15 protein-coding genes and 1 pseudogene are annotated in these 15,040 nt (G+C 43.0%); 3 read left to right on the top strand and 13 right to left on the bottom strand.

Going from position 1 to position 15,040, the window contains the following annotated elements:
- Positions 1-11 precede the first annotated feature (11 nt).
- The 10 genes from uspE to ccoN all read right to left on the bottom strand — a co-directional run bounded on the left by uspE (position 12) and on the right by ccoN (position 8,937).
- Positions 12-959, bottom strand: coding sequence for a universal stress protein UspE (gene uspE / locus AC6R05_RS07675; RefSeq protein ID WP_500647044.1), 948 nt, complete (start codon positions 957-959; stop codon positions 12-14).
- 133 nt (positions 960-1,092) lie between these two features.
- A complete protein-coding gene (gene fnr / locus AC6R05_RS07670) occupies positions 1,093-1,839 on the bottom strand; it encodes a fumarate/nitrate reduction transcriptional regulator Fnr (protein ID WP_032549065.1) in 747 nt (248 codons plus the stop codon).
- Positions 1,840-1,925: 86 nt separating this feature from the next.
- Positions 1,926-2,600, bottom strand: coding sequence for a sulfite exporter TauE/SafE family protein (locus AC6R05_RS07665; protein ID WP_500647043.1), 675 nt, complete (start codon positions 2,598-2,600; stop codon positions 1,926-1,928).
- Positions 2,597-2,779: a cbb3-type cytochrome oxidase assembly protein CcoS gene (gene ccoS, locus AC6R05_RS07660; protein WP_032549067.1), complete on the bottom strand. Its 183-nt coding sequence runs from the start codon at positions 2,777-2,779 to the stop codon at positions 2,597-2,599. The genes AC6R05_RS07665 and ccoS overlap by 4 nt, the downstream gene beginning before the upstream one ends.
- Positions 2,779-5,151, bottom strand: coding sequence for a heavy metal translocating P-type ATPase (locus tag AC6R05_RS07655; protein WP_500647042.1), 2,373 nt, complete (start codon positions 5,149-5,151; stop codon positions 2,779-2,781). Before AC6R05_RS07655 ends, ccoS begins: the two co-directional genes overlap by 1 nt.
- A 3-nt stretch (positions 5,152-5,154) precedes the next feature.
- Positions 5,155-5,634, bottom strand: a complete 480-nt coding sequence (locus AC6R05_RS07650; protein WP_150872410.1) for a FixH family protein — start codon at positions 5,632-5,634, stop codon at positions 5,155-5,157.
- Positions 5,635-5,719: 85 nt separating this feature from the next.
- On the bottom strand, positions 5,720-6,694 hold the full coding sequence (gene ccoP, locus AC6R05_RS07645) for a cytochrome-c oxidase, cbb3-type subunit III (RefSeq protein WP_032549070.1): 975 nt from the start codon (positions 6,692-6,694) through the stop codon (positions 5,720-5,722).
- Positions 6,694-6,867, bottom strand: coding sequence for a CcoQ/FixQ family Cbb3-type cytochrome c oxidase assembly chaperone (locus AC6R05_RS07640; protein ID WP_032549071.1), 174 nt, complete (start codon positions 6,865-6,867; stop codon positions 6,694-6,696). The genes ccoP and AC6R05_RS07640 overlap by 1 nt, the downstream gene beginning before the upstream one ends.
- A 9-nt stretch (positions 6,868-6,876) precedes the next feature.
- On the bottom strand, positions 6,877-7,497 hold the full coding sequence (ccoO, locus tag AC6R05_RS07635; RefSeq protein ID WP_032549072.1) for a cytochrome-c oxidase, cbb3-type subunit II: 621 nt from the start codon (positions 7,495-7,497) through the stop codon (positions 6,877-6,879).
- 12 nt (positions 7,498-7,509) lie between these two features.
- Positions 7,510-8,937: a cytochrome-c oxidase, cbb3-type subunit I gene (gene ccoN / locus AC6R05_RS07630; protein ID WP_172974229.1), complete on the bottom strand. Its 1,428-nt coding sequence runs from the start codon at positions 8,935-8,937 to the stop codon at positions 7,510-7,512.
- A 258-nt stretch (positions 8,938-9,195) separates the two neighbouring features.
- Between ccoN and AC6R05_RS07625 the strand changes: the two genes are divergently transcribed.
- The 3 genes from AC6R05_RS07625 (at position 9,196) to AC6R05_RS07615 (ending at position 12,571) form a co-directional block, all read left to right on the top strand.
- On the top strand, positions 9,196-9,558 hold the full coding sequence (locus tag AC6R05_RS07625; protein WP_152468687.1) for a hypothetical protein: 363 nt from the start codon (positions 9,196-9,198) through the stop codon (positions 9,556-9,558).
- A gap of 101 nt (positions 9,559-9,659) precedes the next feature.
- The gene (locus AC6R05_RS07620) at positions 9,660-10,844 is read left to right on the top strand and encodes an FIST signal transduction protein (RefSeq protein WP_500647041.1); all 1,185 of its coding nucleotides are present in this window, start codon (positions 9,660-9,662) and stop codon (positions 10,842-10,844) included.
- Positions 10,844-12,571 carry a response regulator gene (locus tag AC6R05_RS07615; RefSeq protein ID WP_500647040.1) on the top strand — a complete coding sequence of 576 codons (1,728 nt, stop codon included), beginning with the start codon at positions 10,844-10,846 and terminating at the stop codon, positions 12,569-12,571. Before AC6R05_RS07620 ends, AC6R05_RS07615 begins: the two co-directional genes overlap by 1 nt.
- A gap of 185 nt (positions 12,572-12,756) precedes the next feature.
- Here AC6R05_RS07615 and AC6R05_RS07610 read toward each other — a convergent pair whose 3' ends face one another.
- The 3 genes and pseudogenes from AC6R05_RS07610 to AC6R05_RS07600 all read right to left on the bottom strand — a co-directional run bounded on the left by AC6R05_RS07610 (position 12,757) and on the right by AC6R05_RS07600 (position 14,904).
- A complete protein-coding gene (locus AC6R05_RS07610) occupies positions 12,757-13,155 on the bottom strand; it encodes a hypothetical protein (protein ID WP_500647039.1) in 399 nt (132 codons plus the stop codon).
- Between the two features lie 34 nt (positions 13,156-13,189).
- Positions 13,190-13,297, bottom strand: a pseudogene (locus AC6R05_RS07605) (hypothetical protein); the annotation flags it as partial.
- Positions 13,298-13,683: 386 nt separating this feature from the next.
- Entirely contained in the window at positions 13,684-14,904 is a 1,221-nt protein-coding gene (locus tag AC6R05_RS07600) for a hypothetical protein (RefSeq protein ID WP_500647038.1), read from the bottom strand.
- Positions 14,905-15,040 lie beyond the last annotated feature (136 nt).

Here is a 15,040-nt window from a genome sequence, read left to right as displayed (position 1 = left end):
ATTGATAAAGTTTAGCTCGAGGTATGTGGATCGAGTGGGCTAATAAATCCAGCAGGTTTCAATGCCAAGACGTCACAATTGATTTTATCGATCACATGCTCAGCAGTGTTACCAATAAACACAGCAGAAAGCCCAGTACGACCTGTCGTACCCAAAATCACCATTGCTGCGTTGTTCTCTGCAGCCACCTTAGGAATGATATCTTCAGGTAAGCCTTGCTCTACGATTGTCTGCTCTTCACACATACCGTGTTTCTGACGCAGCGCTTTCATGGCTGTTAAATGATGACCGCGAACGGCATCAGTGTACGACGTCGGATCAAACTCAGGCAGCTCAATAGTAATGTTGGCTGGAGTCACAGGGTAGGCGTTAACTAAGTAAGGCTGAGCGTCTAATCGACCAGTAATCTCTAATAGACGATCAACCATCGCATCGTTGAGCTCTAGGTGTGATTCTGTTTCAGAACCGACATGAACAGACGCATAAATCTTCGCGTCATCTGGCCAGTATTCGTTTTTAACTAACAAGACTGGGCTTGGACATTTACGCAACAAGTGCCAATCGGTCGGAGTAAAGATAACCGACTCAAGTGTATCGTGTTTGCGAGTGCCTTTGATTAGGATGTCGTGCTCACCACTAAATACCTCAGCGATAATCGCTTCATATGGGCGGTTATGCCACACAACTTTAACGTTGAATTCGATAGTGTCATCTAGGTATGGCTCAGCCACTTTATTCATCCAGATCTCACGTTGATGAATCACACCTTTACGCATCGCGTCACGCTCGTCAGCAGAGAGCATTGATGTCATGTCATAGGAGAAATCGTAAATGGAAAGAAAGAAAGTAACGTGGCTTTTTGAAGTGCTTTTTTTAGCAAGTTGAATAGCGCGAACTAGGGCAGGTTGCTCATCATGATTGATATCGGCGACCACTAAGATTTTGTTATAGATACTCATAACTAAGCCTACTTTTCAGACTGGACATATAAACAATGTAGCGTAGTTATAAAGAGATTAAGAGAAATATAGGAGGTTTTTGGAGAGAAACATGATGTAGCTCATTATTGAACTACATCATTGATATTTAGAACTATTCTTTAGAAACGCCAGCCAGTTCCATCAGTGCATCGTGATCTTCGATGGTGATGTACTTACCTTTAACGCTTAGGATATCCGCTTTCTGGAAGCGACCTAATAGACGGCTGATGGTTTCGACCGTAAGGCCTAAGTAGTTACCGATATCACCACGAGTCATCGTTAGACGGAACTCACGAGGGCTGAAGCCACGTTGAGAGAAACGAGTAGACAAGTTGTAAAGGAATGCTGCAAGACGCTCTTCTGCGTTCTTCTTAGAAAGAAGCAGGATCATTTCTTGGTCACCTTTGATCTCGTTACTCATTAAACGCATGATCTGTTGGCGAAGCTTTGGCATCTTACCTGATAAGTCGTCTAGGATTTCGTATGGGATTTCACATACCATCGATGTCTCTAGCGCTTGTGCAAAGCTAGGGTGTAAATCGCCAGTAATTGCATCAAAGCCTACTAAATCACCCGCGAGGTGGAATGCAGTGATTTGCTCGTCACCTTGCTCAGTAATCGTGTAGCTTTTGATGGTACCAGAGCGTATCGCGTAAAGAGACTTAAGCTCGTCACCCGCTTTAAATAGCTCTTGGCCTTTTTGAATAGGCTTTTTTCGTTCGATGATCTGATCTAGTTGATCCAGTTCAGATTCACTCAAAGTAAATGGGATACACAGCTGGCTAATACTACAATCCTGGCAGTGGATTGCACAGCCACCAGACTGAACACGTTTCGTCACAGGCTTTTCAGAAATCATAACAATCTTTCACTATTTGATATACGTCAATATTTTAGCATCCCTTAAGACTAAAGGATAGCAAAAAAACCGCATTTAAAGCATTGCTATACGGTATAAATAATGAGCTGAATGGCTTGGTAAGCTGTAAATAGACCGTACAAAAGGATCAAAATTGCACCACACTGCCTGAATAAGTCAGCTTGTTGCAGCTTCTTGAGAAAGCCTGTGCCAAAGCCAACGGTAAGCATTGCTGGCAATGTCCCTAGGCCAAACGCAAGCATAATTCCCGCACCGTTGAGCCAACTTCCAGAGACCGCTGCCCAAGTCAACATAGAGTAAACCAGGCCGCAAGGAAGCCAGCCCCATACAAAGCCAAATGGCAGAGCATGGCTTGGGTGTTTAAGAGGAAGTAGAGATTGTCCAATAGGAGAGACGTAGCGCCATAAACGCTGCCCGACTTTTTCAAACGCTAAAAGCCCGAACCACCATTTACCGATGTACAACGCCAGAACGATCATAAACACCGCAGCGACAAGTCTTAACCAAGCTAATGCCGCGTTGAAATCGCTTAGTTGTCCTAATGACGAAACTGCGCCGCCAATCAAACCACCGATCACCATATAACTTAATAAACGTCCGAAGTTATATAGAACCGGCGTAATAGGAGAAGGCTTTTGAGTACCGATAGAGAGTATTGACGCAATACCACCGCACATTCCCATGCAGTGGCCAGCGCCAATTAAGCCGACAACAAAGGCACCAATCCAATCAGGTGTCATTTCTTGCTACTTGGTTGTTTCTTTGAAGAAGGATCGTTCGCGTCTTCATCGAACAAAATGTTGTGACCTTGACGTTCTAGATCTTCAAATTGTTCACTTTTCACAGCCCACAAAAAGATGCCGACTGCAATACACACTAAGACGATAGCGATAGGAATGAGTATGTATAAGCTTTCCATTATTTACCTTGCTCTTTTAGAAGTCTTAATGAGTTAGACACTACAATAATAGAACTCGCTGACATGCCAACTACAGCGATATACGGTGCGACGAGGCCAGCAACCGCAAGCGGCAGTATAAGTAGATTATACCCTAATGACCACGCTAAGTTTTCACGGATGATTTTACGCGTTTTCAATGCCAACTTACGTGATTGAAGTAGTCTATCTAGCTTATCACCCAATAAAACCATATCAGCCGATGCTTTGGCTACGTCTGTACCACCACCCATAGCAACAGAGAGATGAGCACCAGCAAGAATAGGGGCGTCGTTGATACCATCGCCTACCATCATAGTGATGTCTTTATCGTCACGAGAGTTAAGGTAAGCAAGCTTATCTTCTGGTTTCGCATTCGCCACGATATCAGTGATACCGATCTCTTCTGCAACAGGTTTGGCGTTCACCAGAGAATCACCTGTTAAAAGAGTGGTCTTAATACCCGCTTCTTTAAACTTCTGAATGAACTCAATACTCTCTTTACGGATTGGGTCTTCGTACACAAAGGTGGCGATATGTTTGTCATCCAGAGAAAGATAGATGCCGTTACTCTGATCATTCTGCGCCTGGCCAAGAATAAACTCACTACTGCCGATAGCCACTTTGTGACCATCCCATTCACCAGTAATACCTGAGCCAATCACGTTGTTCACTGATTCTACTTTTATGTCGTCAGATTCGAAGGCTTTAAACGCCTTAGCGATAGGGTGGTTAGCGTGTTGTTCGAGGCTTGCTGCGATTTGTAGACAAATATCTTTATCTAGCTCTGCATGCGTTTCAGTTTGGCTAATACGGATATCGCCTTCGGTCAGTGTACCCGTTTTATCGATGATAAGGTGGTTCACTTTACACAGTGTCTCAAATACATGTCCTTTACGTAGCAGGATGCCGAAGTTACCCATACGCGAAGTTGAACAAGTGATTGCCGTTGGCGTAGCAAGAGATAATGCACAAGGACAGGTCGCTACCAGTACTGACAGCATGATCCAGAACGCATCTTCTGGTTTGGTTTGATGCCAATACAACCAGGTGCCAAAAGAGATAATCAGAATCACGGCAACGAAGTAACGCGCAACAATATCTGCAATTTCTGCAATACGCGGCTTAGAGAGCTGCGCTTCATCTTGCAAACGAACAATATTTGAGATAACCGAGTCGGCCTTAGAGCTTTTAACTTCTAGCTCAAAAGACTCATCACCATTCAAGGTACCTGCGAAAACAGAATCGCCTTGGTTTTTAACCACATGGATTGATTCACCCGTCAACATTGACTCGTCAATGTGAACGCGGCCAGAAAGTACGATACCGTCTGCAGGAATATGTTCGCCTGGTAATACGCGAATTTTGTCGCCGACTTTTAGCGTCTTAACAGGAATCTGTTCGCCATCTAATGTCGTCGCCATCGCTGGTACGAGTTTAAGCAGGTTACCACTCGCCGCAGCGGCTTTGCGACGTGCCCGCATCTCTAGGAATCGTCCTAACAGCAGGAAGAACGTAAACATAGAGATAGATTCGAAGAAGACTTCACCTTGCTCTGTGACTGTAGCCACCAAGCTCGCAACATAAGCGAACAATAGGGCGATCGACACGGGTACGTCCATGCCGAGAGTTCGACCTTTAATACTGCGCCAAGCATTAATGTAGAAAGGTAGAGCAGAATAGAGAAGAACCGGTGTAGCGAAGATCAAGCTAACCCAACGGAAGTAATGTTTAAATTCAGGCTCAAGGTTGCCGAATACTTCAAGGTAGAGTGCGACCGCGAGCATCATCACTTGCATCGTCGCCAAACCAGCAACGCCCAAGCGGTACAAGTAGTTCTTCATCGAGCGATGGTACGCAGCTTCTTGCTGGTCTGCCTCAAAAGGCGCAGCTTTGTAGCCAAGAGTATGAATGGCTGACAGCAGTTCACTTAGTTTCGTCTTGGTATTGTCCCAGCTAAGTAGGGCACGGTTGGTTGTCGTGTTGACACGGATACCATAAACACCATCTTGAGAGGAAACTTGCTTCTCAATCAGCCACGCACAAGCTGCACAAGAGACCCCTTCTAGTGACAATGTCACTTCAGAGGTATTTTCTGAGTTACGAACAAACTCAAGTTGCACATCTTCATTGTCGTAATGACTCAGTGCAAGCAATTGTTCTGGGACAAGATCAGCTTTTTCAGCCGGAGCGGTACGATACTGGTAGTAGGAGACTAAGCCACTATCAACGATGGTTTGGGCTACGGTTTCGCAGCCCGGGCAACACATTGGACGTATAGAGCCTAATATTTCTACTTTAAAATCCGTTTCCGCTGGTACATCTTCACCGCAGTGATAACAGGATTCACTCATACTTTAGTTCTCTAGCTTGATTTTGTTTTCTAGAGGGAAGGTAATACGGCCTTGCACCAACCATTCTTCGTTATGTGGCGTCAATTCAATGAACCAAGGACCTTCAATTTCATGCTGCGTGTTGAGCACATAATCGCCTTGAGCGTTTGCTGTAAGCAACTGCGTGAAATCACGGTCAGGAAGAGTACGGTGAACAAACATGGCACTGATCGCAGGGAAGTGCTCTAGTTTGCCTTTATCTAGTGAGATGATGATTGACTCGCCACGCTCAGAAATATCTGCTGACAGGCCTAGCTCTTTTGCTACGTTAACTTTAGAGATATCGACATTAATGCCTTTCCCTTTTTTATAGTAATCCTCAGTCACTAAGTCGACAGAGTTTTGTGTAAATACAATAACCGTTAAGATCGTCCAGACCACAACTGTCGCAGGCAACGCGATTAAGAACCACGGCCAAAACTGTTTATACCAAGGCTTTACCATAAAAAAGATCTCGAAAAAGAATAAAAAGAAGTGTTTATAAAATAAAGGAAAGACAGCCCCTAAGAAAGGGGCTGTTATTGAAATGTTACTTATTATCTGAGTTGCTTAAGCTCCACACATATGCAGAAACTAGTTGAACTTTTTCTTCACCTAGAATGTCCTTCCATGCTGGCATTACACCAGAACGGCCGTACATTACAGTTTCTGTTACATCTGCGCGAGAATCGCCGAACAACCAATCGCGGTCAGTAAGGTCAGGTGCGCCTACAGCAGGGTTACCTTTACCATCTGTACCGTGACACGCTGCACACACTACGAAACGAGCTTTACCGGCTTCAGCTTCACGAGCGTTAACGCTACGACCAGAAAGGCTAAGAGTGTAGCTAACTACTTCTTTTACGCCTTCTTCGCCAAGAGCGTCTTTCCAACCTGGCATTTGACCAACACGACCGTGTAGTACTGTCGTCAGGATCGCTTCCGGCTCACCGCCGTATAGCCAAGCATCATCAGTTAGGTTAGGGAAACCTTTCTGACCACGTGCATCTGAACCGTGACACTGAGAACAGTTTTGTAGGAACAGACGTTGACCTACTTTAATTGCTTCAGAGTCTGATGCGATATCAGGGATAGAACGAAGACCGTTATCGTCGTATGCAAGTTGGTTAAACGCTTCGCCAAAGTAGTTATTAGCGTCGTCTAGCTCTTTCGCATATTGGTCTAGTCGCTTGTTCTGTTGAGCGTCAACTACAGAAGCACGAGATTGTGCTACCGAAGTAACGGTCTGGTCAGAACTCGTCCAACCTAGAACACCTTTAAAGTTACCTAAACCTGGATAAAGGATGAAGTAGATTACCGCGAACACAAGCGTGCCGATAAATAGGTAAGTCCACCACTTCGGAAGAGGGTTGTTTAGCTCACGAATACCATCGTATTCATGACCCATGTCATCACCTTCTTCAATACCCGTTTTGTTCGAGAAGCATGAGCGAAGTAAAACCGCACAACCAATGAGTGTACCGATAGTAATTACGGAAACCCAGATACTCCAGAATGTACTCATTACTTAGTCACTCCTTGTTCTTTTGAACTCGTTTCAGCTTCATCCGCAAAAACTAGGTTTGCATCGTCTTCGAAACGAGATTTACGATTCTTGCCAAATGCCCACCAAACGATGCCGATAAAACAAGCAAAAACGGTCACAGTCCAAACGCTTTGAAATGTAATAATGTCCATAGTCATTCCTTATTTCATTGCGTGGCCAAGAGATTGAAGGTAAGCAATGATTGCATCCATCTCTGTTTTGCCTTCAACATCTTGCTTCGCGTTAGCAATCTGTTCGTCTGTGTAAGGAACGCCAAATTGGTTGCGGAAGAGTTCAAGCTTCTGCTGCGTCAATTTGCCATCAAGTACATTGTCTTCAAGCCATGGGAAACCAGGCATGTTTGACTCTGGAACAAGTTCACGAGGGTCAATTAGGTGAACACGGTGCCACTCGTCAGAGTAACGGTCACCAACACGCGCTAGATCCGGACCAGTACGCTTAGAGCCCCATAGGAATGGGTGTTCCCAAACGCTTTCACCAGCTACAGAGTAGTGGCCGTAACGCTCAGTCTCAGAACGGAATGGACGAATCATTTGGCTGTGACATACGTTACAACCTTCACGGATGTAGATGTCACGACCTTCCATCTCAAGAGCAGAGTAAACACGTAGGTTATCCACAGGTTCAGTTGTCTGCTTTTGGAAGATAAGAGGAGTGATCTCTACAAGAGCACCGAAGCTGATTGCGATAACGATCAGGATTGCTAGCAAGCCAACGTTTTTTTCTACCAACTCATGGCGATTATTTGAATTTGAGCTCATTCTTAAATCTCCTTAAGCCGGTTGCGCGATAGCTTTTAAGCTAGCTTTTGGTGCTGTAACAGTTTTGTACGTGTTGTATGCCATTAAGAACATACCGCTTAGGAAGATGAAACCACCTAGGAAACGTACAAAGTAGAATGGGTAAGATGCTTCTACAGATTCAACGAAGCTGTAAGTCAACGTACCGTCAGAGTTAACTGCACGCCACATCAGACCTTGCATCACACCTGAAATCCACATTGCTACGATGTAGAAAACAGTACCGATTGTTGCCAACCAGAAGTGAACATTGATCAGAGATACAGAGTACATACGTTCTTGACCAAATAGCTTAGGAACTAAGTGGTAAACAGAACCGATAGAAACCATTGCAACCCAACCTAATGCACCAGAGTGTACGTGACCGATAGTCCAGTCAGTGTAGTGAGATAGTGCGTTAACCGTCTTAATAGCCATCATCGGGCCTTCGAAAGTCGACATGCCGTAGAAAGATAGAGATACGATTAGGAAACGTAAGATAGGGTCATAACGTAGCTTATGCCACGCACCAGATAGAGTCATGATACCGTTGATCATACCACCCCAAGAAGGAGCGAATAGAACAAGAGACATAACCATACCTAGAGATTGAGTCCAGTCAGGTAGTGCTGTGTAGTGTAGGTGGTGAGGACCAGCCCAGATATACAGAGACACTAGAGCCCAGAAGTGAACAATCGATAGACGGTAAGAATAAACAGGGCGTTCAGCTTGCTTAGGTACGAAGTAGTACATCATACCTAGGAAACCAGCTGTTAACAGGAAGCCTACCGCGTTGTGACCGTACCACCATTGTACCATTGCATCGATAGCACCTGAGTAAATCGAGTACGATTTAAACGCAGATACAGGAACAGCTAGGCTGTTAACGATGTGCAACACGGCAACCGTGATAATGAAGGCTCCGAAGAACCAGTTTGCTACGTAGATGTGCGACGTCTTACGCTTAATCATGGTTCCGAAGAACACGACCGCATAAGCTACCCACACAAGCGTGATAGCGATATCGATTGGCCATTCTAGTTCTGCGTATTCTTTACCAGAGGTTAAACCTAACGGTAAAGTAATTGCAGCGGACAGAATAATCGCTTGCCAACCCCAGAAGGTGAAGGCTACGAGAGGGCCACCAAAGAGACGCGTCTGACAGGTGCGTTGTACAACATAATATGATGTTGCAAACAGGGCACTTGTACCGAACGCAAAAATAACCGCATTAGTATGCAGGGGACGTAAACGACTGTACGTCAGCCACGGCGTATCAAAGTTTAGCTGTGGCCAAACTAATTGAGCGGCAATCAAAACACCAACGCCCATACCGACAATACCCCAAAGAATAGTTACTAAGGTGAACTGACGGACGACCGTATAGTTGTAGTTTTGTTCAAGCTGCTTTTCTTGGCTCATTTGCATGCTTCCAATTTCTTATTTACTACACTTTACTTCCAACACGACTCACGTCGTAATGCCACCCAAATCAGAAAAAGAAACTCAGACTATTCAGAACTTTATTTCCGCTTGCTGATTTTAAAAAAAAGTGGCATTTTCAACGCGACACTATACTTGAATTAACAAATCAATGACAGAGTAGTAACCTTACGGTTGGTCAGGAAATGTATTTTTATTTAAAAACTTTGAACTTTGTAACAAGGAGTAAAGGATAAAATGGCAGCACAAAAGCTCACAAAAGGCAGGCTTGTACAAATTATCGTCATGTTGTCTATTTTATTAGCTGCATTTACTTGGAGAACAGTGACATACGAAAATAACGAAACGGTTGACTGTATTCTTTCTACGCCGTGTGAAATTACTATTGATAAATATAATGTTAGAGTTTCAAGTGATAATCACAACTATTTAATCGAAACATCTGAAAGTAACAAAATTGATATTAGCTATGAGGGAGGCGGGTCTTTAGTCACGAAAAGTCCATCTTCTTGGTTACTTACAACCGATGAACCGACATCACAAATAACAGTCACAACCACGCAACAAGATCATAGTGTTTCGGTCACCCTCTCAAAATAGTCAATATGAGGTCGGAGGTGGCGATAAACTTGTACTAAATCAGTAAAAACTCACGCCTCAAAATGTTATAACTGAGCGATTAATAAATTAATCAAGCGTTTATGAAGTTTCTCTCTAAAGTTTCCTACTCACATAACAACGTTATTGCTGTTCAAGAGCTCCTCGCGGGTTTAGAGCGAACTCATGAGATCGCTTGTCTTATCTGCTACTGCACCGAAGAGTATTCCACGTTCGCGATTCAGGAGTTACTCAAAGAGTATCTCCCAAATATACCAATTCAAGGCTGTACGACCTGTCATGGGATAATGACAGAGACTGGGTTTCATTCAGGTCCAGTTATCGGTGTATTAGCCATTTATGATTCAGGAATCAATGCATATGGTACGGGGATAAAGAGCTTCGATGGCGATGTTACCTCAAGCACCTATGATGCTATTGATATGGCATTGAAAAAGGCAGACCGAGCAGGGGAAGTACCTGACCTTATTCTTCTTCATTCAACGCCGGGCAATGAAGAAACGGTCATGGATGCGATTGATTCGAAATTCGGAACCGAAGTACCGATAATTGGTGGCAGTGCAGCTGATAATAAGGTTTCAGGAAACTGGAGTATATTTACAGAAGATCTCGTTTCTATTAATGGTGTTTCGCTTACTGTATTTTTCTCATCGCAATCCGTATATAGCTCACTCAATGCTGGACACACGCCAACTGAATTTTCTGGCACAGTAACAAAAGCGCGAGATCGTATACTCCAAGAGATCGATAATAAGCCGGCTGTTGATGTCTACAATGAATGGACCAATTATCACTTGGGAAGCTCAGATGATGGTTTTATTTTCGAACAGTCATCTGTCTATCCGCTTGGGCGAAAGGTGGGCTCTTCGTATAAAACACCTTATTTCAAGTTATCCCATTCAATTAGACAAACTGAGTGTAAAGGCATTGAATTATTTACCGATATTAATGAGGGTGATGTCATTCATCTCATGCAAGGATCTAGAAAGCAGATCATTAGTAGAGCTGCCAATATCATACATTCATCCTACTTTAACGACATGGATCATGAAGAGAAACTGGGCGCAATCAACATCTTCTGCGCAGGGCCGATGCTAAGTCTTAAACAAGATATGAGTGAAGTCTGCACCCAAATAAATCAAGCACTTAATGGACTTCCGTATATATGTCCATTCACTTTTGGCGAACAAGGACGTCTGTGTGGTGGCGAGAACGCACATGGTAACTTGATGGTGTCATCTGCCACATTTTATAGGTTAAAAAAGTAATGGGTACGGACAACCAAGAAGCGTTGCAAGAAGCACTTGTTCAATTAGAGAGAGCTAAGTCACGAGAGCGCAGTTTAGCTGAAGAGAATCGGGTGATCTTGTCGACAATATCTGAAATTAGTAAAGCTAACTCAATCTCGGATATATTCTCCAGCCTAGAACTAGTTCTTAAGAAGTATATAAAGTTCGATGACTTCATCGTAATTTCACGAGTCAATAATAGAGATAGTTTTAAAACGCTTCTAACTAACAATCGTGTTTACGAAAATATCTTTTGGCGAGACTCAGGAAAGCTGTCTCGTGTTATTAATGGCGAATGCACGATATTATTTGAGCCTCGAAATCTTCCGGAGTTTAGTTCACTCAACTCTATATTGCTTGATCAGATCAACTCTGTATTGATGACAGGTATCGATACAGGTTTAACCCAGTCGGTTATCGTATTCATTCACTCCAATACAAAGCACTTTAGTGTTGAAACTAAAGCCACATTGAATCGTTTTAGACCTCTAATTGAACGTGCCGTGTTCGACATTGAAAATAAAGAGAAGTTAGAGGCGACTGTTAGAGAACGTACTGCCGAGCTCATCTCTGCACGTAAAGAAGAAGAACGAGCAAACAAAGCCAAATCTGAATTCTTGGCAATGATGAGCCACGAACTCCGAACACCACTGAATGCCATTATCGGACTGATAGAAACACTAAAGTGCTCAGAACTTACTTGCGAACAACGCTCGATCATTCAGAGCATGGGAACATCTTCTGAACTATTATTGGCTATAATTAGCGACGTACTGGACTTCTCCAAAATTGAATCCGGGTGCTTTTCACTGGCTCCTCAATGGAACAACGTAAGAGACACTGTAACTTTTGTATTATCCGAACAAAAGAAGATAGCAGACGCTAAAGGACTGGCGCTAAATCTGTCCTGCGAGATGCCTGAAAACGAGTTGCATTACATAGACCAAACGAGACTTGCGCAGATTCTGTTTAATTTGGTGGGCAACGCCATTAAGTTCACAGAGCAAGGTGAAGTCAACATCGGTATTCATTACCAACAAAGTGCATTCCACATATCGGTTGAAGACACAGGGATTGGAATGAAGCCGCAACAGTTAGCTTCGTTATTCAGTCCATTTGTTCAAGCAGACAGTACCATTACACGCAGATTTGGTGGGACAGGTTTAGGTTTAGCGATTACCAAACGGCTAGTTGAGTTAATGGACGGTAGGATTGAAGTCGCGAGTGAACTTAGCAAGGGGTCATGCTTCAAAGTTCAATTACCAGTGTTAAGTCGATTACATCAGAATACTGAACAGAAAGAAGTATGTTGCCCAACAGACGCATGTTTCAGGGCTCAATACTCAGTGTTAATCGTTGAAGACAACCCAACGAATCAAATGGTAATTCAGCTGATTTTGTCACGACAAGGGCATAAAGTTTTCATCACAAGCAACGGAAAAGAAGCAATCGACTTTATCCAAGCTGAAGAAGCACCAATAGACATTATTCTTATGGACGTTTCAATGCCAGTAATGGACGGGTTAACAACCACCAAACTGATGAGGCAAAACAACATAGATATACCAATCGTCGCATTGACAGCTCATACATCTAACGAAGATAAAGTCTCGTGCTTGGATGTGGGTATGAATGATTTTGTGACCAAACCAGTAAGAACCAAAGAGATCACAGAAGCGATAGATCGTTTATTAATAGAGTCCTAATAAACGTATTCTGAATCGAAGATTATGAATATGATTATTAGGTATTTTATGGTAAATAGGCTTTCGGTTAAATTGAAGCGCTTTGCCTGCAGAAAAGTGATGGTGGGGTGTGGATATAAGAAGTTATATCTCGCTCATACACACTACATTTAACATAATATACATAATGCGCAGTTGGATTGTACTTATTGGGCGCGGCGCTCTGGGCTTTCTGTTACGTTGAACCTTGTGACTGACAAGCTTTTACGCGCTGCGTCCATTGCTTGTTGGTCTGTTTTGTATGGCCCATAGATTTTAGTTTGGTGGCTTTGTTGCTCATCCACGTTTGTTACTGACATGAACCAGTCGTCGATTAAAAATCCTGAGTCAGCCAGTTCATTGACTTCCAAGAAGTTTAAGCCAACTACGTTCGACACCATACATTGAACTTGATTGGAGTCTTCACGGTATCCAAGCATCTTCACATGATTTTTATCTGACTCTCGCATCAACAACATTTCATGTAGACACTCTAAGCTGTCGAAGATCTTTTTGTATTGTGCCTTTGCATGTTCATTATTGGCATCTTCAAGTGCTTCATCCACATATTGTGTGATTGTTTGAGCTCTGTTGCTGTCATCATTTCATTGACCTCACAAGTGTGATACCGAAGCGCTTTAACTCAAGGCCGCCGAAGTTATTGACCGTGAAGCTTGAACTATCTAACTCGTAGTTTCCCGGTTTATAAGCCGATTGGCTCTGTTATCGCTTTGCGCGCTTACTATCGTTACCTGACAATGTTCCGACTTGCAACCTTTGCTCTCTGCGTTAGAACAACACTTACTCATACTGATGCAAGAAACTCTCGGTGCACGATAGCATCCACACTTCAGACAGAAAAAGTTACAGTGTAGCTTGATACTACTAGTGTTAAACAGATACGATAGGTTTGATGAAAAGGTGTGAATGTTATACGTTCCCTGCTCTTTTTCGTGAAACATATAAGAGTTTTAACAAGTTACGTAAAACACGGAAGGTATTATTGAGATGGCTGTAACTATAACTATAGCTTTGAAAGAAAACACCGACTACATTGCAAAGTCGGTGCTAAACATACTTTAGTTACGTGGTAACTAGATACTATTCATCAACTGCCCAGGGACTCTCGATTTCATCTGAGCGATCGCCAAGCCGGACATTTGCACCTGAGAGAACCAATAAGGACGATGCTTGAGGTTAAACAATTCACTATTGTTTAGGGATTCGAAAATAGAAAATGCATGAGCCTGGGCAAGTGCAGCACCATAAACGCTCCTATCAGAAACATTCACACCATCGACCTCCTCCACTAATGCTTGCTTAATGTAAGTGGTATTCGGGCTCCAATCGATATGTTCGATTAGCTTATTAAGCAGTGTCATTTCCATGCTTGAAAACACTTTCTCTAGGAAGCTGGTATCAGGTAACACTTCCGCACAAGCATAGTATTCGTTGTGCTTATCACTTGCTTCACGATAACTCAGCATAGTTTGGACGAGAGCATCTTCAAACGTTTGAGAGAAATGATTGCATACCAGAAACATTGGTAAAATACGCAGTGTGCCTAATAGAATACCAACATCGGGCTCTCTGACCGAAGTGTCTTGCAGACGTATACGCGTTGCATTTGCGGTCACCATTAAGTGTTGCCATAGTTTGGGAGCAATATGTTTCGTATTTTCGTCAGACCACTTAAGTAGTGGTTGGCTCATCAAGATAGGAAAAAGTAACCGACTATTATCAATCCCGATCTGCCCTACGGCTATTTTAGGATCTAAGATGGCTTTAGGTTTACGTCCATATTTCTCACAAAACTGTCTGTTAGAAACAAAGTCCGTTAGGCTCGACGATAAGCCTCGATTCTCTTCCGCTACACGATGCAATTTATTGAAGTTCAATGAGGGAGAATAAGCAACGCTAGCAAAGTCGTTATAGTCTGGAAGCTGGGAAAAGAGAGAGCTGATAAGAGTGCTTTCAAGCTTTTTTTCTAGAAGTACTGAAGCCGTCTCGCAGACATCCTCTAGAACATAGCGCAGTGTGTTTTGCTTCGCTGCGATTTTTTCACGTTTAGCGGCAACCCTATCCTGTTCGCACATTAATAAAATGCGTTGATTATTGGTTATACGCTCCGATTCTTTAAAAATAACATCATCACAATAGCGATTCTCTAGGCTAAGCAATGAGTCAACGAGATCCTGATTAAGTTTGTATTTCGGACTGACAAGCCACTTGTTAAAACGTTCTGCAACATTCGAAGATATTTTTCTGGAGAGTTCTACTACTTCAGGAGTGTAATTTTTATTTGCTAACAACAACCTACAAATCCCTTGACCACATTTCGTTATCTGACTGTTATGACAGCCTATTTAAGTTATTAGTGGTATATATTAAATGAAGTTGCATTATTTTTCACGGGATAGTTATCGGTTACTCAATAAATTTAGTTATAGT

Source organism: Vibrio sp. R11-SG3-ISO9 (genome assembly GCF_059834255.1).
Note: the sequence above shows the minus strand (reverse complement) of the source record. Positions and strands in the feature narration are given on the sequence as shown.